Raw genomic sequence first — 18001 nt, forward strand, 5'->3', positions numbered from 1 at the left:
AGTAATATGTCACACATTAAAGCGTGGGATGCACGCTTCGCAAGCAGCCCCACCGAGCAGAGGGCTACTCGGTTTCGTCGCGCCCAGCCCAGATACCGACCGTGTGGCCGACGTGACGGCGCATGATCTCTTCAGCGAGGTCCATGTCGTGCGCGACCAGGGCATCCACGAGCTCGTGATGCTCAGCGGCCGAGGCATCGAGGTGTCCCGATTCAGCCATGCGCTGCAGGTTTGACAGTCGCGCGCGCGTGCGCAGGTCGTCGACGAGCTGTGTCAGCATCGCATTGCCAAGCATCGACGTCAGGCGCGAATGAAACTCGACGTCGGCCTCGAGGTAGAGCTTGAGGTCGACATCCTTCGCACCCTGGGTAATGCGGTCGGCGAGCTCGCGCATCTCAGCCTCGCGCGCGAGGTCAAACTTCGGCGCGAGGTCGCGCATGCTCGGCGGCTCGAGCAATAGGCGAATCTTCGCGAGCGACTCGAGCTCCGCATCCGACACTTCAGTAACGCGGAAACCTTTGTTGCGCACCGGGTCGACGAGCCCACGATGCGCAAGATCGAGTAGCGCCTCGCGCACGGGCGTCGCCGAGACCTCGAATTTTACCGCCAGAGTGGGCACCGTGAGCAACTCCCCCGGCGCCAGTTGGCCAGAGACGATCGCGGCCGACAGCGCTCGCTCGACCTGCGCGCGCAGACTCGGGCGGCTCGCAACATCGGCAGCAATAGAAAAGGCCATGCGATCACGCTCCTTCAGGTTGTCCACGCGGCTGCCCAATGGTACCGCGTGACACGGCACCGCCCACTTCGAGCAATTTCGAACGTAAAGAAATTCACGGAAAAACCCTCGACAACTTGACAGCCACTTGTAATATGTCACATATTAATCAGCAAGCCGCCTGCTCACCCAGTGGCATGACGGCTCCGACTCCAGGCACACCACGACGACGTGAAGGAACCAAATGGACGGGCTATCAGGATTCATGGAGTCGCTCACGGGCGTACTCCAGACCATCGGCAATATCGGCTGGGAGTGGCTCGCATATCTTGCGCTCGCGCTCGGCCTGCTATTCACCATCGTTTTCAAGTTCACACAGGTCCGCCGCTTCCCCGACATGATCCGCCTCATCACGAGCGGCGGAAACAAGGACGAGGACGGCGGCGTCTCCTCTTTCCAGGCACTCTCGCTCACTCTCTCGAGCCGCGTCGGCGTCGGCGCGATCGCGGGCGTCGCGACCGCCATCGCGGCCGGCGGCCCCGGCGCCATCTTCTGGATGGCTGTGACCGGCCTGCTCGGCGCGGCCAGCTCCTACGCTGAGTCGGCCCTCGCCCAGGTGTACAAGCGTCGCATTGACGGCGAGCACCGAGGCGGCATTCCGTATTACATCTACCACGGCCTCAAGCTGCGCTGGCTCGCGGTCGTCGCGGCCCTCGTCGCGTTCCTCGCCTATGGCTTCCTCGTGCCGGGCATCCAGTCAAACAACATCTCGTCGAGCGTTGAGTACGCCTTCGGCGTCGAACCCTGGATCACCGCGACAATCGTGACCGTGCTGCTCGGCCTCGTGATCATCGGCGGCACGAAGCGGATCGTCAACGTCGCACAGCTCATCGTGCCGTTCATGGCAGCCGGCTACATCATCGTCGCGCTCGTCGTCATCTTCTGGAACTTCCAGGCGATCCCCGAGACCGTCGGCGTGATCCTCTCGAGCGCATTCGGCGCGCACGAAGTGTTCGGCGGCATCCTCGGCTTCGCAATCACTTGGGGCATCCGCCGCGCGATCTTCACCTCGGTCGCGGGCGTCGGTGAGGGCACATATGGCGCGGCCGCCGCCAAGGTCAGCCACCCCGGCAAGCAGGGCCTCGTGCAGGCCTTCTCGATCTACGTCGACGTGTTGTTCGTTTGCATGGCCACTGGCCTGCTCATCGTCGCGACCGACTCGTTCAACGTCATCACCCCCGCCGGCGAGCTGATCCACCAGGGCAGCATCCCGGCCGACCTCGTGACCGGCGGCGCGAATGCGCAGGCCGCGATTGACACCGTCTTCCCCGGCTTCGGTTCGGCATTCGTCGCCGTCGCAATCTTCCTGTTCGCCTTCACGAGCCAGGTCGCGTTCTACTACATCGCCTCGTCGAACCTCATCTTCCTCACGAAGGAGAAGGTGAACAACGCTGCCCTGTGGGTACTCAAGATCGGTTCGCTCGTCATCTCGTTCGTCGGCGGCGTGATCTCCGCCGACATGATGTGGGCCGCGGGCGACATCGGCTACGTCGTGCTCGGCTTCATCAACATGGCGAGCATCGTCCTGCTGCTGCCCGTCGTGCGGAAGGTCTACCGCGACTATGAACGACAGCGCAGGGCGGGCAAGGATCCGGTCTTCCACCCCGAGGACCACGGCATCACCGGCGCCGACTTCTGGCTGGCCCCGAGCGCCACGACCCCCATCCCGACCGAAGAGCGTCGGCACCTCACCAAGGAGCTGCAAGACGAGCTCGAGCAGGGCAAGGCCGGCTTGTCTGACCGCAAGCCAGGCGACAGCTAGCGACAACAACATTAGGGGGCTCGGATGCGTTGGCCANTTACGTTTGTTCATCCGACTTGGCTACTCAGCCAACTCGGACTGCTGGCCGCGGTAGACGATGCCCGCGAGCACGAGGTCCTCCCACGACATTCCAACTCCGGTGTAGAGCGCGGGCTTGCCGGTCGTGCGCGTGAACTCCCCCCGCACCGCATCCCGGATGTTGCTCGGCTGCAGCTGCTCCCACTCGTCGAGGCTGCGCGCCGGAATGATGTTGCCGCCCTCGCGGAACATGCCGGCGCGGCTCTCGAGCATGACGTCAGACCGCCGCACGAGCTCGGCGTCGACCTCGCGGGCATCGAGCCCATGCTGCCCCACCGAGGCGACGAGCGCTCCCCCGCGCACGAGGCTGCCGTCGAACACCGGAGTGCTCGACGACGTCACCGTGATAATGACGTCGGCAGCGCGCACCGCGGGGTCGACGTCACCGCTCGCATCGGCTACGTCGATGCCTTCGGTGGCGAGAGTGTCGATCGCGGTCTGGATACGCTCGGGTCGACGGCCGACGACCTGGAATCGGGCGTCGGGCCACGCCCATTTCGCGGCACGGATGTGGTTGATGCCCTGGATGCCGACCCCGAACACGAGCACCGTGGGCGCCGCGGGCAATTCGTCACCCGCGGGCGCGGCGGCCGCAAGTGCGCGCAGCCCGGTGAGCGTGACCGCTGGCGTGCGTACGGCCGTCACCTCGATGCCGTCCATGACGCACAGGGGCGCGGAGGTGTCGGCGTCGTAGAGCAGATAAAGGCCCTGAATCTTCTCGAGCCCGCGTGCCGGGTTGTCGGGCGACACCGTCAGCACCTTCACCCCCATCACCTCGGGGGCGATCGCGGGCATGATCAAAAACTCGCCGTTGGGCGTGGGAGCAAAGATGCGGGGCCCATCCGCCTCCGGGTCAACGCCGCCGCGAAGGGCGGCTTNGACACCCTCGATCGCGACGTCCCAGGGAAGCGCTTCGCGCACATCCGGCCCCGAGACATAGGGAATGCTGCTCATCGTGAAATCTCTCCTTCGGTTGTTCTGACTGACTGCATCACACACCTCGCCGAACGACAAAACGGAACCCGCCAACCGAGGCGGTTGACGGGCTCCGAAAGGTCAAGCGGCAGGGCTTACTTGTACCCCTTGGCAAGCACGGCCTCGGTGTCGGCGATGATCTTCGCGCGCACCTCGTCGGCGAGCGGCAGGCGCGGCGGACGGCTGGGTCCGCCGTAGCGGCCCACAACATCCATCGACAGCTTGATCGACTCGACGAACTCGGTCTTCGTGTCCCAGCGCAGCAGCGGGTGGAGGTCGACGTACATCTCGCGGGCCTTCGCCCAATTCTCGGGCTTACCCGAGGTCGCGAGGCGGTAGAGCTCAACGGTGCTCTGCGGGATCGCGTTCGGGTAACCGGCAACCCAGCCGACGGCGCCGGCAATGCCAACCTCGAGCACCGAGTCGTCGGTGCCGATGAGGATGTCCATCTCGGGCGCGAGCTCCTTGATCTCGTACGAGCGGCGCGCGTCACCAGTGAACTCCTTGATGCCGACGATGAAGCCAGCTTCGTGGAGGCGAGCCACGAGGGCCGGCTTGAGGTCGACCTTCGTGTCCTGCGGGTTGTTGTAGGCGACGACCGGCAGGCCAGCCTTGGCGACCTCTTCGTAGTGCGCGAAGACCTGCTCGTCGTTGGCGCGGTACGTGTTCGGGGGCAGCTGCATCACGGCCTGGGCGCCGGCCTCAGCGGCCTGCTCGGCCCAGCGGCGGCTCTCCATGGAGCCGTAGGCACCGGTGCCGGCCATGACGACGAATCCCTCGGGAGCGGCGTCGATGGCAACCTCGACGACCTTTGCGCGCTCTTCCGCGGTGAGGTTCTGGTATTCACCGAGCGAGCCGTTCGGCGCGATGCCATCGCAACCGTTTTCGGCGAGGAACTGGACGTGCTCGGCAAACTTGTCGTAGTTCACCGAAAGGTCCTCGTTGAGGGGCAGCGCCGAAGCGACGAGCACTCCGTGCCATGGCTTCTTGTTCTCAGACATGTGGGTTCCTTTCCGAGCTGTCAAGGCGCGTGGCGACCATCGCTCAGTAATATATTACCTAACGCTTTGAATAATATATTACTGATCCGCTTTCCGCTACCCACAGCCAGAAATTGCAGAAAATGCCCGATCAACGGAGCAGGAGGGTGTGACCTCCTGGCCACACCCTCCTGCCTTAGTGTCGGTTCGACTACGCGAAGAGCAGGCTCGTGAGCCGCTGGCGAGCGCGCACGACGCGAGGCTCGTCAGCCCCGACGACGTCGAAGAGCTCGATGAGCCGTTCCCGCACGCGCGTCTTGTCATCGGCGTCGACCTTGGTGAACAGGCCGAGCAGCCGGTTGAACGCGTCGTCGACGTGCCCGCCCGAGAGGTCGAGGTCGGCGACGTCGAACTGCGCGTCGATGTCGCTCGGGTTCTCGGCCGCGGCCGATCGGATCTGTTCGAGTGTCTTGCCCTGCAATCGCTCGAGCAGGCTCACCTGCGCGAGGCCTACCTTGGCGTCGTCGTCGGCGGGCGAGTCCGCGAGCGCGCGCTCGTACGCCGCCTTCGCGGTGGCGATGTCTCCGCGCTCGAGCGCATCCTTCGCCTCCTGGTGCAGCGGGTGCAGCGGCGGCTCGGCTGGCGCAGCCTCTTCGGCGGCGTCCTCCCCCTCACCGGTGAGCTCGACGTAGCCCGTGAGTCCCTGCTGCGCGGCGACCGCGAGGACCTCGCTGATCACCTGCACGAGCTGGTCCTTCGGCGGGTTTCCCGCGAACAACGGCGCGGGGCGGCCACCGAGCAGCGCAAGCACCTGCGCCTGGTTGCCGAGCGTCGGATGCGCGTCGAGGTCGAGCCGCAGCAAGACCAGGCGGCCTTCCGCCGACCGCACGATTTCCGCGAGCACCGGCGAGAGCGCCTGCGAGTCGGGTGACGATGCCGAGTGCATCTCGACGAGCACCGGCATGCGCTGCGATAGCGCCGCAAACTGCTCGAGGTCGGCCTCGCCACCGTTCACGACCGCGTCCGGCAGCGAGAGCAGCGCCTCGCCCGCGGGCGGGCCGGCCTGCTGCTGCGGTTGCGCGGCGCCCGGTGCCTGGCCGAGGCCAGACAGATCAACGGCACCCTGCAGCGAAATCTCGGGCTGGGGTTGCGACGAGGCGGCGTTCGGCTGGGTCATTTACATCCTCCTACTCACTGAGCTCGCTGGCGCTGGTCATCGCCTGCGAGACTCCAAGGAACTGCACCTCGCCACCGGTCTCGGCTGAAGGCACGTAGAACAGCAGCTGATCGGTGTAGGTGCGAGTAAAACCGTACTCGGTTGTCTCGATACCCGACAACGCGGCAGTCGCACCCGACACGGTGATGCGTGCGCGGTCGTTCGCCGCGCTGACCGTCTCGATCTCGTTGATCGACACGGCGATGATCGCGCCGTCGTCGAGGCTCACCATGCCGAGAGGCGCGGTGTCGGTGCCCTCGTACTTGAACTCAACGTCGGTCGCCTCGGGGTCGAGTGCCTCGGTCTGCGCGTCGCGGTACTCCTGGTTCACCTGCGAGCGCAGGGTGTCGTTCTCGGCCGAGAACAGCGACGCGTACTGCGAGTCGCTGCCGTTGGCGATCACATCGGCGTACGCGCCCGCCAGGTCGCTTGGGGCAACGACGAGGTCGCCCGGCAGATCGCGGATGCTCGCCGAGCCGATGCTCGTCGGGGCAGACTCGGGCAGGCTCACGTTGGCCGCGAGCTGCGTCAGTGACGCGACCTTGAAGTTGTCACGAGCGGTGTCCTGGACGAGCATGACACCGAACGGCGCCTCCGAGGCGTCAGCGTTCGCGTTGACGACCACGAAGATCGTGCGCGGGAACTCGTCGGTCGACTCCGGCACGGCGTACACGACATCTCCGGTCGGGAACGCTGCCGGACTGGGCAGCTCGCTGTCAGCCTTCTTCGCCTTGTAGAGGGCAATGCGCTCGGCGAGGGCGTCGCCCTCGAACCGAGGCTCGAGCACCGATGCGTCGAGCTCGCCGTCGGCCTGGTTCGCGAGGTCTGCCGCCTCCGTCACAACGTTCTGAATCTGCTCCATGTTGAGTGCGGGCGGATGTGCCCCCTCGTCGAGCAGGGCCGCGTCGACCGTCGACGTCGCGGTGCCAGTGGGCTGCAGCTCGGCGTTCGTCCACTCAGCGGGCCAGTACTGCGGCGCGCAACCGGCGAGGGTCAAGCCGACCACCATCGCGACGGGCGCAATGAGGAATGACCGCCGCGGCGCGCTCGAACGGTTGCGACCGCGCGGGCGGCGCCACTTCGAATCGTCGTCGGATGCGGGCGCCGCTGGCACTTCCGGCGCGGGCGCCGATTCGGGCTCGGGCTCGGGCTCGNAACCACCGGCTCCGACGCATCGCCGAGTTCGGCGGCGGTCCAAGTATCCGAAGATGCCTCGCTCGGCGGCGCGAACGCCGAGTTCGGCGCGTCGGCCAGCTCGGGCTCAACCGGCTCGACGGGTTCCGCAGTGTCCTCGACAACGGGGACTTCTTCGGTCGACGCTGCTACATCGGACGGCTCGTCGAAGGCTGTCGCTTCGACGGGGGGCTCTTCAACAGCCTCCACGACCGGCTCCGACGCAACCGGCTCCGTCACGACGGGCTCAGGCGATACCGGCACCGGCGCGGTCGCGGGCTCGACAGGGAACTCGATCGGCGCATCCTCGTCGACGACGAGCTCACCGCCGGCCGCGACGTTGTCGGNCGAAGCTGCGCAGCCTCGGCAACCTCGTCGTCCCAGGGCACGACCGACCATTCACCATTCGCATCCGCGCCGGCGGCCGCGACCGCTGCCGAACGACCACGCTTGCGCGTCGCCGACGCGAGCTGACGCTTGACGCGGCGGCGGTGCGCGAGTGCCCACCACAGCAGTGCGAGTGCGAGCACAAACAGTACGGCGCCAATCACAAGCAGCGGACCCGACATCGGGGCGTAGCCACCGAGGGGCCAGGTCACCGAAACTGTCGAGGGCGCAGGATTGTCGCCGTCAGAGGTAATCAGCATCGAGTAGCCGGGCGCGACGACCGTGCTGAGCTGCACCGAGCCCTCGCCCTCGTGCTCCTCGTACCAAAGGTCGTTGCCGATGGGATTCGGCACCGTTTCCTCGGTGCCCGACTCGGTGAACTTCAAGCCGATGTGTTCGCGCGAGTGAGTCGAATCTTCGTCGAGCGTCACCTCGTCGTGCCGCGCGTCACCAACCCAGGCCTCGATGTCGCTCGTGCGACCGATGATCACGTTGATCGCGCCATCGCCCTCGATCCGGATGTCCTGCAGGCCGGCTCGTGACGAAAAGACGTCGTCGTTGATGACGATGACGGGAGCACCGCTGTCGGTGGTGCCGTCGGCAGTCACGGTCGTCGCCTGCGCGGCGCCAACGAATTGAATTCCTCCGACGACAAGCGCGACCACGCTCGCCACGAAGGCTACGGCCGCAAGGATGAAGCGCACGGAGAGGCTCCTCGGGTCTCGGATACACGGATAACGTTCGTTGCCCACTGCTTATCGGCAGCGTAGGTGCGCGGGCGGCATGGAGAGGGCACGCCACGCGCGAACTACCAGCAATCAGCAAACGGACAAGCGTCCAGCCTAGCGCATTCACCAATTTGTGACCCTATTGTTACCAGGCTTCGTTCAGGGCGAACGCTCGCGACGCGCATGAACTCGCACGAATCTGCAGAGCTCTCAACCGCGCCGCTCTAGACTTTCATCACGTCATGCTTGCTGGTTCGGGCCAGCACCCACTACTCCTTGGAGGATCACGCACGTGGAATCGTTCAACTTCACCACTGCAATGCGCGGCTACCAGCGCGAAGAGGTGGACCAGGCGCTGAACGACCTCCAGCAGCAGCTTTCGCAGGCGCAGGCCGCGTACGAGCGTGCCCAGCAGCGCACCACCGAGCTCGAGCAGCGCCTGAAGAAGACCGAAGCCGACCTCGCTGAAGCCGAGGCACCGAGTTACGCCGGGCTCGGCACCAAGCTCGCGGGGACGCTATCGACCGCCGAAGAGCAGGCAATGCGCATCGTTTCGGATGCGCAGCGCGAGTCGGAGAAGCTCGTGTCGGACGCCCGCAAGAACGCCGCGCGCATCCACGAAGACGCGAACGACTACGCCGAGCGCGTCACCCGCGAGGCCGACCAGTCGGCGCAGCGGGTCGCACAAGAGGCGCAGTCGTCGGCCGACCAGCTCGTCGAGAATGCCAAGCAGGAGGCCGAGCTCACGCGAATCAACCAGGAGCGCGAGATCGACTCCGTGAAGGACCAGGTCACGAGCGAGCTGCGTGAGCGTCGACACGCGGTCGACCGCGAGATCGAGGCGAACCGCGCCGACGTCGCGCAGGAGCTCGCGACGAAGCGCCAGCGTCAAGAGACCGAGCTGGCGGATGCGCTCGCCAAGTTCACCGAGCAGCAGCGCGAGTTCGAAGCGCACCGCTCGGCGACCGAGCAGGACCTCGAGGAGCGCCGCGAGGCTTTCGAGCGCGAGATGGTTGAGCGCCGCGGCGCGCTCGAGAACGAACTTTCGAAGCAGCGCGCCGAGCAGGAGAACGAGCTCGGTGAGGCCCGGGCGAAGTTCGCACGCGAAACGACGGCCGAGCGCGAGTCGCTCTCGGCTGAGGTTGCGCGTCAGCGCGCCGAACTCGCCGACTCGATTGAGGCGACGAAGTCGGCCCACCAGCGTGAGCTGGCGACGGCGCGCGAGAACCACATCCGCGAGCTCGAGCAGACCCGCGCCGAGGCCGAGGTGGCCGCGGCCGAGCTCGCCGGCATCCAGCGACGCGAACTCGAGGCCGAGCGCCTGCGCATCACTACCGAACTTGCCGAACTGCGCGAAACCACCATGCGCGAGCTGGCCGAGGCCCGCAGCACGCAGGAGGTCGAGCTCACGACCAAGCGCAACGAGTTCGAGCAGCAGCTCGTCGTCGCCGGCCNCGAAGCCGCGGCGAAGCGCATGATCGACGAGGCCACTGAGCAGCTCGCCGACCTCAACCAGCGCAGCGAGCAGGTGCGGCGCGAGGCCGGCAAGATCACGGCGGATGCACGCAAGCGCGCCCAAGAGACCGTGCAGGCCGCCGAGCGCCAGGCCGCCAACCTGCTCGAGAACTCGAACAAGCAGGCCCGCGAGCGCGCTCGCGAGCTCGAGACCCGCACGCTCGCCGAGCAGCAGGCCGCTGAGCAGCGCCTCACAGCCGTGCGCGATGAGCGCGACCAGATCGAGGCCTACCTTGAGCAGATGCGCGAGCTCGTCGGCCGCATGCCGCTCATGTCGTCGAAGAACCAGGAGCCGCAGGCACCCGCGCAGGGCAACACCCAGAAGCAGGGCACTGGCACTAAGCAGAACTCTGCGCCGAAGACCGGCGCCCCGCGCTCGCAGAACGGCTAACGACGATGCGCATCGAGAATCCGTTCAAGATCGGTTTCCTCGCCACCCTCGGTGCGCTCATTGCGCTCACGCTCGGCGGCATGGTCGAGTCGCTGTCGACGGTGCTCACGTACATCGCGACGGCGCTCTTCCTCGCCCTCGGCTTTGACCCGGCGATCTCGTGGCTCGAGCGTCGCCGCTGGCCCCGCTGGGCCGCGGTGCTTGTGCTGATCGTCGGAGTCATCGTCGTCGCCGCGCTCGTGGTCTGGGCGATCGTGCCCTCGATCACGGCGCAGGTCAACGAGATTTCGACCCGGTACGGCGCGATCATCGGCGACATCGTCAACTCGAACGCCGTCGAGTGGCTCACCGTCACTTTCCCGGCGCTCGACGTGCAGGCGATGGTGGCGCAGGCCGCGTCGTGGCTGCAGGGCAACCTCGGCGCCATCACCGGTGGCGTCTTTCAGGTCGGTGTCGGCATCGTGAACGGTCTGTTTGCCACCATGATCGTGACGATCCTCACGATTTACTTTGTAGCGAGCCTTCCGAGCATCAAGCGGGCCTTCTACCAGCTCAGCCCGGCATCGTCGCGGCCGCGCGTCGCGGAGCTCTCAGAGCGCATCACGGGCTCGGTGGGTGCGTATGTGCTCGGCATGGTCACACTCGCGCTCGTCAATGGCGTGCTGACGTTCATCTTCTTGTCGATCGTCGGCGCGGCCATGCCAATGGTGTTCGCGGTCATCGCGTTCATCGGGTCGATGATTCCGATGATCGGTACGATCTCGGCCTCGGCAATCATCGTGCTCGCGCAGCTCCTGTTGCTCGAACCCGGCTCCCCCGTCTGGTGGATTGCCGCGATCTACTACGTCGTCTACATGCAGGTCGAGGCGTACATCCTTACCCCGCGCGTCATGTCGCGCGCAGTGCAGGTCCCCGGCGCCATCGTCGTCATCGCCGCCCTTACCGGTGGCACGCTCCTCGGCCTGCTCGGGGCACTCGTCGCGATCCCCGTCGCGGCCAGCTTGATGATCATCATCAAAGAGGTGCTCATCCCCCGCCAGAACGAGCGCTAGCCCCGCCCGCGGCAGTGCCGCGACGGGGCTAGTGCTAGGCGATGCGCCAGCAGTGGCTGTGCCAGTGACGGCGGTCGGCGATGGCGGCATCGTCACCCATGATGTTGTCGGCGCTGAACACGACAACGTGTGCCTGGCCAATGGGGATCTCGAGGTTGCAGGCGGGGCAGGTGTACACCTTGAGCGCTCGCTCGGCACTCACCTGTTGCACGGTGTACTCACGACCTCGCCGCGCCTCGGTGCGGCGAAGGCCGCCCCGGATGCGGTCGAGGTCGAGCGGGACGAACTCCCGGTCACGCCGGGAGTTGCGGCGCCCCATGTCTGCTTAGTACCAGTTGACGGACTGCGAGTGAGCCCACGCGCCACACGGCGTACCGTGCCGCGCCGCGATGTAGTCGAGGCCCCAGGCGATCTGCGTGGTGGGGTTGGTGGCCCAGTCAGAACCGGCGGTCGCCATCTTGTTGCCGGGCAGCGCCTGCGGAATGCCATAGGCACCCGACGAGGAGTTCGACGCACTCGGGTTCCAGTTGGACTCCTTGGTCCACAGGCTGTCGAGGCACGCGAACTGGTCGGAACCCCAGCCGTACTGCGACGAGGCCATTGACGCGGCGGTCTCCTTGATCGAACCCGCGGACGGCGCGACGTAGTCGGCGCTTGCGCCCGAGGTGTCGGTCGACGTCGAGTCGTTCGTCGTGGTGTCTTCGGTCGTGGTGTCGGTGGTCGTCGTGTCTTCTTCGACGACCTCGGGCTCTGGCTCTGGCTCTGGCTCGGGCTCGAGTTCGACGGTGACGTCGCTTCGGCCCGAGGTGATCGACGTCGAGGTACCGGCGTCGTCGCCCTTGTCGGTGGAGTCGCCGGAAGTCGGCTGCTCCGAAACATAGCTCTGGGGGTTCGCCTTCGTGATGTCGGCCAGCGAAGGCTGGTACGACTCAGCGGCCTGCGTGGCAGCGGGCGCCGCGAGGAACGGCTGCGCGATACCCACTGCGGCGACTGCGGCCAGCGCGCATCCTGCGACCACCGAGGTGACCTTGCGGTTGCGACGCGACGAGCGAACTGCCCACGGCACGGCGGCTCGGGTTGACCCCGATCGCGTGATTTCCGTCATCTGCTGCTCTCCATTCGTAACTGGCACCCGTCTACGATAACGGATTGGTTACGAAGGGACAACGGAATGGTATAGCGCGTTCAGCTTGCGGTCAGGAATCGTTAGCGAATCGCGAGCATGACATCGACCACGGCGTCGATGAGCAGGTCGACCTGACCCTCTTCGTAGCCGCGACGCTTCGACGTGAACGCGACGCCCCGGGCCTCGCGCAGCGTCATCGACGCCTTGCCGCGAAGAAAGTCGTCAACGCGATTGCAGAACGACTCCACTTCATCCACCGAGTAGCCCCGCTGCAGCAGCGAGACGCGGCGGAAGCGGTCACCCGAGGGGCGCTCGAGTCGCTTCAGCACCGCGCGTGCGGCGTCCTTGATCTCGGCCATGTACTCGTCACGGCCGCGGTGCGCGATGCGCTCCTCATGCTCGCGCACGGCCACGGCGTCTTCGAGCCGCTCGAGCGCGGCATCGACGTGGGGTGCGGAGTACCCGCGCTTGCGCATGGTGAATGCGGTGTGGCGGATGCTCTTGGCCGTCAGGCGCTTGCCCTCAGAGCCATTGTCAAAGTTCTCGTACCGCTCACGGGCGACGCGCAGAGCCCGGTCGACCTCTTCAGGGTCATAACCGTACTCCCCTCGCGGGGCTCGGGGGAAAGGCGCCTCAGTCTTCATCATTGCTATTTTGCCTCAGCCGAGCCGCTGCGCAAACTCCATTAGCGGCGTTGACCAGAAATAGAGTGCAAACGCCATGGCTCCAGAGGGGATCATCGAGTCGACCCGGTCGAAAAACCCGCCATGTCCGGGGAGCCAGTTCGACATGTCCTTCACGCCGAGGTCGCGCTTGATCATCGATTCGGTGAGGTCGCCACAGACACCGGTCACGGTAAGCGCGACGCCCATGATGATGCCAAACCACCACGGCAGACCGAGCAGCAGCACGCAGGCCGCGATGGCGACGAGCGTGCCGAGCACAACACCGCCCGCGATGCCCTCCCAGGTCTTGCCCGGGCTGATGCGCGGCGCGAGCTTCGTGCGGCCCCACTGCAGGCCGGCTGCATAGCCGCCCGTGTCGACCGCGACCACGACCGCGATGAACGAGAGCACCCAGAACTCGCCGAGCGGCTGCGAGAGCAGCATCACGGTGAACGACGAGAGGAACGTCACGTAGAAGTGCACGAAGGCGGTCGATGACGCATCGATGGCGAGTTGCCGCTTCGAGGTCACGATGTGACCGCGCTGTAGGCGGTGGATGCCCGCTTCGACGAGCCGCCAGCCGACGACGAACATGACGCCGGCGAGGCACGCGACCCAGAACACCGAGGGCGGGAAGAAGTAGGCAATCGGCACGGTCGCGAGCGCGACGATGGCCGAGGGCACGCGCGGCACGCGACGACCCACGCGCCGCATGGCGATCGTGACTTCCATGACGACGAGCACGGCGATGGCCATGCCGAGCGGGATGAACAGCCGCTTGTCGATGAGCAGCGAGAGCAGCACGGCCCCGATGAGTACAACGGCGATGCCGATCGCGCTGAGCAGGTTTCGACCCGATCGTTCGTTGACCTGATCGTTGATGCGCCGCACCTGGCGACGGATGCGTGCCGCCTCGATTTCCAGGGAGCGCGACGCGGGCGGGGTAGCGCCTTGTTGCGCGTCCCGCCCGTCCTCGTGCTCGCTGGAGGTAGTAGGCACTAGACCTCGAGCAGGTCGGCTTCCTTGTTCTTGAATGCCTCGTCGACGCGGTCGACGTACGCCTTCGTGATCTTGTCGAGTTCCTTCTCGGCGCGGCCAACCTCATCCTCACCGAACTCGCTCTCGAGCGCGGAAAGGTCGGTCATGCCCTTGCGGCGGATGTTGCGCACGGCGACGCGCGCTTCCTCGGCCTTGTCGCGAGCAATCTTCACGTATTCTTGGCGGCGCTCCTTCGTGAGCTCCGGCATGGTGACACGGATGATCTGACCCTCGTTCGAGGGGGTCACACCGAGGTGCTGGGCAGCAACGATTGCCTTCTCGATGTCCTTCAGCGCGCCCTTGTCGTAGGGCGTAATGAGGAGCATGCGGGCTTCGGGCTGCTGGAGCGAAGCGAGCTGGCCGAGCGGGGTGGGGGTGCCGTAGTAGTCGACCAGGAGCTTGGTGAACAGCGCCGGGTTTGCGCGCCCGGTTCGGATGTTCCCGAACTCCTCATGGGCGTGCTCGAGCGCCTTTTCCATCTTCTCTTTGGTGTCGTCGAGGACGTCGGAGATCACAGGGGTTCCTTTCGGTGCGTATCAGCCCCATCCTACGCAGGGCTGAGATGCGGGCGGATGCCGCTAGCTGCGGAAGCTATTGGAGACGAGCGTGCCGATGTCGTCGCCGAGGATGGCACGCTCGATGTTGCCGTCGGGGCTCATGCCGAACACGCGCATGTCCATGCCGTTGTCCATGCAGAGGCTGAACGCGGTCGAGTCGACCACGCGCAGGCCGCGGCGGAGCGCATCCTGGTAGGAGATGCCGTGAATCATCTCTGCGGTTTCGTCGCGGTTCGGGTCGGCCGTGTAGACGCCGTCGACGCCGTTCTTTGCCACGAGGAGTACGTCGGCGTGCACCTCGAGGGCGCGCTGGGCAGCAACGGTGTCGGTCGAGAAATATGGCAGGCCGGCTCCCGCGCCGAACACGACGACACGGCCCTTCTCCATGTGGCGCTCGGCGCGCAACGGAATATAGGGCTCGGCGACCTGGCGCATCTCGATGGCTGACTGCACGCGGGCGCTCGCGCCGGCCTGCTCGAGGAAGTCCTGCAGCGCGAGGGCGTTCATCACGGTGCCGAGCATGCCCATGTAGTCGGCGCGCGAGCGGTCCATGCCCGCGTTGGCGAGCTGAGCACCGCGGAAGAAGTTGCCGCCACCAACAACGACGGCGATCTGGACCTTCTCGGCAGCGCGGGCGATCTCGTTCGAGATGCTCGTGAGTACCTCGGAGTCAACCCCGAGCTTGCCGCCTCCGAAGGCCTCTCCGGAGAGTTTGAGTAGAACGCGGCGAGGCTTGCTGACAGACGAGGTCATCTGGCTCCTTTGGGAGGCGAGGTCGATACGGGTCGAGGATCCACACTAGTGCGCCGAGGGCGGCCCATGCTGTGCATGGGCCGCCCTCGGCGTGAGTTGCGCGTATCCGCGGCGAGACTACTCGGCGTCGTCGCTTGCTTCGACGCCGGCGCCCACCTTGAGGCGCGCGAAGTCGACGATCGTCAGACCGGCCTGCTCGGCGATCTGCTTGACCGAGTGCTTCGGGTCGCGCGCGTACTCCTGCTCGTTGAGCACGATCTGCTTGAAGAACGCACCGAGGCGGCCTTCAACGATCTTCGGCAGCGCGGCCTCGGGCTTGCCCTCGGCGCGAGTGATGTCCTCGACGACCTTGCGCTCCTTGTCGATGTCCTCCTGGGGGACGTCCTCGCGGTTGAGGTACGACGGGTTCGCGAACGCAATGTGCTGCGCGATACCGTGCGCGGTCTCCTCGTCGCCACCGGCGTAACCGACGACAACGCCAACCTGCGGCGGGAGGTCCTTCGACGTGAGGTGCATGTAGATGTCGAACTGCTCGCCCTTGACGAGGCGAACGTTGCGCAGCTCGAACTTCTCACCGATTACCGCGGCAACAGCGTCGATGCGCTCTGCCACGGTCTCGCCGTCGGCGTCAGCCTTGAGCGCTTCCTCGGCGTTGGTCGCACCAGCGGCAGCGGCCGCGTTGAGCACGACGTCGGCGAGCGCGATGAACTTCTCACCCTTGGCGACGAAGTCGGTCTCGCAGTTGAGCTCGACGATGGTTGCGGTGCCGTTGCCGTTCGCCTTGGCGGCGATGAGGCCCTCGGCAGCCGAACGGTCAGCGCGCTTCGCGTTGCCCTTCGCGCCCTTGAGGCGGAGCAACTCGACGGCCTTCTCGAGGTCGCCGTTGGCTTCCTCGAGGGCCTTCTTGGTGTCGATGAGTCCGGTGCCGAGCTGCTCGCGCAGCGCCTTCACGTCAGCGATGGTGAAGTTTGCCATTGACTGAGTCTCCTCTTGGTTACTTGGTCTCGTCGGCGGTGGTAGCCGCAGCTTCTTCAGTCTGCGCGGCGTCGGTTGCCGGCTCCTGAACAGCCTCAGCGGCGGGGGCGGCGGCCTCTTCAGTCTTGGCCTCGCCCTGCTTAAGCAGCTCGAGCTCCCACTCAGCCAGCGGCTCAGCGGTCTCGCCAGCGCCCTCGGCGGGCTTCTGGTGGCGGGTCATGAGGCCCTCAGCGGCAGCGTCAGCAACGATGCGGGTGAGGAGGCCGACCGAACGGATCGCGTCGTCGTTGCCCGGAATCGGGTAGTCAACGTCGTCGGGGTCGCAGTTGGTGTCGAGGATCGCGACAACCGGGATGCCGAGCTTCTTGGCCTCGTCGATGGCGAGGTGCTCCTTGTTGGTGTCAACCACCCAGAGCGCCGAAGGCGTCCGCGACATGTTGCGGATACCACCGAGGGTCTTCTCCAGCTTGTCGCGCTCGCGACGCTGAATGAGGAGCTCCTTCTTGGTGTACCCGGTTGAGGTGTCCTCGAAGTCGACGAGGTCGAGCTCCTTGAGGCGGTTGAGGCGCTTCTGCACGGTCTGGAAGTTGGTGAGAAGGCCACCGAGCCAGCGCTGGTTGACGTAGGGCTGGTTCACGCGGAGCGCCTGCTCTGCGATAACTTCCTGCGCCTGCTTCTTGGTGCCGACGAAGAGCACCGAACCGCCGTGCGACACGGTCTCCTTGACGAAGTCGTAGGCCTTGTCGATGAAGGCGAGCGACTGCTGGAGGTCGAGGATGTAGATGCCCGAACGCTCGGTGAAGATGAAGCGCTTCATCTTNGGGTTCCAGCGGCGGGTCTGGTGACCGAAGTGGACACCTGCGTCAAGCAGCTGACGCATCGAGACGACTGCCATGGTCGTATCTCCTTGGGTAGGGCACACCTGAGGCGTGCGGTTTTGGTTACTACTGCCGCGTGGCGGCAATCCTGGTGTCCGGTCACAACTCCGCTCACCGATCAGGTGAGACCGTCGAAGTTGATCGCATAGTGGACACGCGAAGTCAGCCCGGTGACGGACTGCAATCGATAACTCTAGCGCGTTTTGCCCTTGCGCGGCACCCCGAGGCGCCTACCGCGCCGGCTGTGGATGAGCGGCTGTCCACCGGTCGTGCCCTTCGCCGGGCGGCGCGCGCGCAACCCGGCGACGCTGGGGCCATGATTTCACGACGCCGCGGGCCGCGCATCCTGGCCGCTCTTGCGCTGACCTGCCTGCTGTTCTCTGCGCTGTCGGCAGCCCCGGCAAGCGCCAGCGCGGTCTCGTCGCTCGTTTCGCCGGCGCGTTCCGCCGAGACGGATGCGCCGGTCGAGTCGGATGCGCCGGGCGACGCGATCTGGTCGTGGCCGGTGCAGCCTCGGCCCGAGATCAGTCGGCTGTTCGACCTCGAGCACCGGTACAGCGCGGGTCACCGCGGCATCGACCTCGCGGTGCCCGCGGGCACCGCCGTCTACTCGCCCGACGACGGCACGGTGCACTTCGTCGGCTGGGTCGTTGACCGCCCCCTGCTCTCGATTCAGCACGCGAACGGGATTCGCTCAACGTTCGAGCCGGTCGATGCTGCCGTCGCCGAGGGCGACGCGGTCACGCGGGGGCAACTCATCGGCCACGTCGCCGACTCCCCCGCGCACGAACCGTCGGGCGGGCTGCATCTTGGCGCCCGGCTTGGCGACGACTACCTCGACCCGCTCGCGCTGCTCGGCGAGGTGCCGCGCGCGATCCTCCTGCCCATCTCGCCGTAACTCCAGCCGATCTTCACCTGACACGAAAGGCCGCTCATGCCCACTCTTCCGTCCCCGCCGCCCGGCAGCCTCGCGCGCC

The 18001-nt window shown here is 66.1% G+C and carries 17 protein-coding genes; 4 read left to right on the forward strand and 13 right to left on the reverse strand.

Annotation, left to right across the window (positions count from 1 at the left end; genetic code table 11):
• Positions 1–64: 64 nt before the first annotated feature.
• The gene (locus tag ID132_RS08950) at positions 65–736 is read right to left on the reverse strand and encodes a GntR family transcriptional regulator (protein ID WP_125107922.1); all 672 of its coding nucleotides are present in this window, start codon (positions 734–736) and stop codon (positions 65–67) included.
• Positions 737–959: 223 nt separating this feature from the next.
• Here ID132_RS08950 and ID132_RS08955 point away from each other — a divergent pair, with 223 nt between their 5' ends.
• Complete coding sequence (locus ID132_RS08955; protein WP_125107921.1) at positions 960–2537, forward strand: alanine/glycine:cation symporter family protein; 1578 nt, start codon at positions 960–962, stop codon at positions 2535–2537.
• A 60-nt stretch (positions 2538–2597) separates the two neighbouring features.
• On the opposite strand, the gene ID132_RS08960 is transcribed toward ID132_RS08955, so the two are convergent.
• The 4 genes from ID132_RS08960 to ID132_RS08975 all read right to left on the reverse strand — a co-directional run bounded on the left by ID132_RS08960 (position 2598) and on the right by ID132_RS08975 (position 6900).
• The gene (locus tag ID132_RS08960; protein WP_193128399.1) at positions 2598–3569 is read right to left on the reverse strand and encodes an ornithine cyclodeaminase family protein; all 972 of its coding nucleotides are present in this window, start codon (positions 3567–3569) and stop codon (positions 2598–2600) included.
• Between the two features lie 116 nt (positions 3570–3685).
• Entirely contained in the window at positions 3686–4591 is a 906-nt protein-coding gene (locus tag ID132_RS08965) for a dihydrodipicolinate synthase family protein (protein WP_125107919.1), read from the reverse strand.
• A gap of 190 nt (positions 4592–4781) precedes the next feature.
• Positions 4782–5747 carry a co-chaperone YbbN gene (locus tag ID132_RS08970; protein ID WP_125107918.1) on the reverse strand — a complete coding sequence of 322 codons (966 nt, stop codon included), beginning with the start codon at positions 5745–5747 and terminating at the stop codon, positions 4782–4784.
• Between the two features lie 10 nt (positions 5748–5757).
• Positions 5758–6900 carry a hypothetical protein gene (locus tag ID132_RS08975; protein WP_193128400.1) on the reverse strand — a complete coding sequence of 381 codons (1143 nt, stop codon included), beginning with the start codon at positions 6898–6900 and terminating at the stop codon, positions 5758–5760.
• A 1466-nt stretch (positions 6901–8366) separates the two neighbouring features.
• On the opposite strand from ID132_RS08975, the gene ID132_RS08985 reads away from it, so the two are divergent.
• Complete coding sequence (locus ID132_RS08985) at positions 8367–9980, forward strand: DivIVA domain-containing protein (protein ID WP_193128402.1); 1614 nt, start codon at positions 8367–8369, stop codon at positions 9978–9980.
• 5 nt (positions 9981–9985) lie between these two features.
• Entirely contained in the window at positions 9986–11032 is a 1047-nt protein-coding gene (locus ID132_RS08990) for an AI-2E family transporter (protein WP_125107915.1), read from the forward strand.
• Between the two features lie 34 nt (positions 11033–11066).
• Here the strand turns inward: ID132_RS08990 and ID132_RS08995 are convergent, their stop codons facing one another.
• The 8 genes from ID132_RS08995 to rpsB all read right to left on the reverse strand — a co-directional run bounded on the left by ID132_RS08995 (position 11067) and on the right by rpsB (position 17041).
• Positions 11067–11351: a hypothetical protein gene (locus ID132_RS08995; protein ID WP_193128403.1), complete on the reverse strand. Its 285-nt coding sequence runs from the start codon at positions 11349–11351 to the stop codon at positions 11067–11069.
• 6 nt (positions 11352–11357) lie between these two features.
• Positions 11358–12137, reverse strand: coding sequence for an aggregation-promoting factor C-terminal-like domain-containing protein (locus tag ID132_RS13175; RefSeq protein WP_211198355.1), 780 nt, complete (start codon positions 12135–12137; stop codon positions 11358–11360).
• A gap of 101 nt (positions 12138–12238) precedes the next feature.
• Positions 12239–12805, reverse strand: a complete 567-nt coding sequence (locus ID132_RS09005) for a DivIVA domain-containing protein (RefSeq protein WP_125107912.1) — start codon at positions 12803–12805, stop codon at positions 12239–12241.
• A gap of 12 nt (positions 12806–12817) precedes the next feature.
• Complete coding sequence (locus ID132_RS09010) at positions 12818–13822, reverse strand: phosphatidate cytidylyltransferase (protein ID WP_193128404.1); 1005 nt, start codon at positions 13820–13822, stop codon at positions 12818–12820.
• Positions 13822–14376 (reverse strand): ribosome recycling factor, encoded by a 555-nt coding sequence (gene frr, locus ID132_RS09015; RefSeq protein WP_125107910.1) that lies wholly within the window; start codon positions 14374–14376, stop codon positions 13822–13824. Before frr ends, ID132_RS09010 begins: the two co-directional genes overlap by 1 nt.
• A 63-nt stretch (positions 14377–14439) precedes the next feature.
• The gene (gene pyrH, locus ID132_RS09020) at positions 14440–15171 is read right to left on the reverse strand and encodes a UMP kinase (RefSeq protein ID WP_125107909.1); all 732 of its coding nucleotides are present in this window, start codon (positions 15169–15171) and stop codon (positions 14440–14442) included.
• Positions 15172–15288: 117 nt separating this feature from the next.
• The gene (tsf, locus tag ID132_RS09025; protein WP_125107908.1) at positions 15289–16146 is read right to left on the reverse strand and encodes a translation elongation factor Ts; all 858 of its coding nucleotides are present in this window, start codon (positions 16144–16146) and stop codon (positions 15289–15291) included.
• A 19-nt stretch (positions 16147–16165) separates the two neighbouring features.
• Positions 16166–17041, reverse strand: coding sequence for a 30S ribosomal protein S2 (gene rpsB, locus ID132_RS09030; protein WP_125107907.1), 876 nt, complete (start codon positions 17039–17041; stop codon positions 16166–16168).
• A 299-nt stretch (positions 17042–17340) separates the two neighbouring features.
• On the opposite strand from rpsB, the gene ID132_RS09035 reads away from it, so the two are divergent.
• A complete protein-coding gene (locus tag ID132_RS09035; RefSeq protein WP_125107906.1) occupies positions 17341–17922 on the forward strand; it encodes a M23 family metallopeptidase in 582 nt (193 codons plus the stop codon).
• Positions 17923–18001: the final 79 nt, after the last annotated feature.

This window comes from Gulosibacter sediminis (assembly GCF_014904065.1).
Lineage (GTDB): Bacteria > Actinomycetota > Actinomycetes > Actinomycetales > Microbacteriaceae > Gulosibacter > Gulosibacter sediminis.

Bases quoted from the DNA above. Each gene is read 5' to 3' on its own strand.
- ID132_RS08950 (WP_125107922.1), bottom strand. From the start codon at position 736: ATGGCCTTTTCTATTGCTGCCGATGTTGCGAGCCGCCCGAGTCTGCGC.
- ID132_RS08955 (WP_125107921.1), top strand. From the start codon at position 960: ATGGACGGGCTATCAGGATTCATGGAGTCGCTCACGGGCGTACTCCAG.
- ID132_RS08965 (WP_125107919.1), bottom strand. From the start codon at position 4,591: ATGTCTGAGAACAAGAAGCCATGGCACGGAGTGCTCGTCGCTTCGGCG.
- ID132_RS08970 (WP_125107918.1), bottom strand. From the start codon at position 5,747: ATGACCCAGCCGAACGCCGCCTCGTCGCAACCCCAGCCCGAGATTTCG.
- ID132_RS08990 (WP_125107915.1), top strand. From the start codon at position 9,986: ATGCGCATCGAGAATCCGTTCAAGATCGGTTTCCTCGCCACCCTCGGT.
- ID132_RS08995 (WP_193128403.1), bottom strand. From the start codon at position 11,351: ATGGGGCGCCGCAACTCCCGGCGTGACCGGGAGTTCGTCCCGCTCGAC.
- ID132_RS13175 (WP_211198355.1), bottom strand. From the start codon at position 12,137: ATGACGGAAATCACGCGATCGGGGTCAACCCGAGCCGCCGTGCCGTGG.
- ID132_RS09005 (WP_125107912.1), bottom strand. From the start codon at position 12,805: ATGATGAAGACTGAGGCGCCTTTCCCCCGAGCCCCGCGAGGGGAGTAC.
- pyrH (WP_125107909.1), bottom strand. From the start codon at position 15,171: ATGACCTCGTCTGTCAGCAAGCCTCGCCGCGTTCTACTCAAACTCTCC.
- tsf (WP_125107908.1), bottom strand. From the start codon at position 16,146: ATGGCAAACTTCACCATCGCTGACGTGAAGGCGCTGCGCGAGCAGCTC.
- ID132_RS09035 (WP_125107906.1), top strand. From the start codon at position 17,341: ATGATTTCACGACGCCGCGGGCCGCGCATCCTGGCCGCTCTTGCGCTG.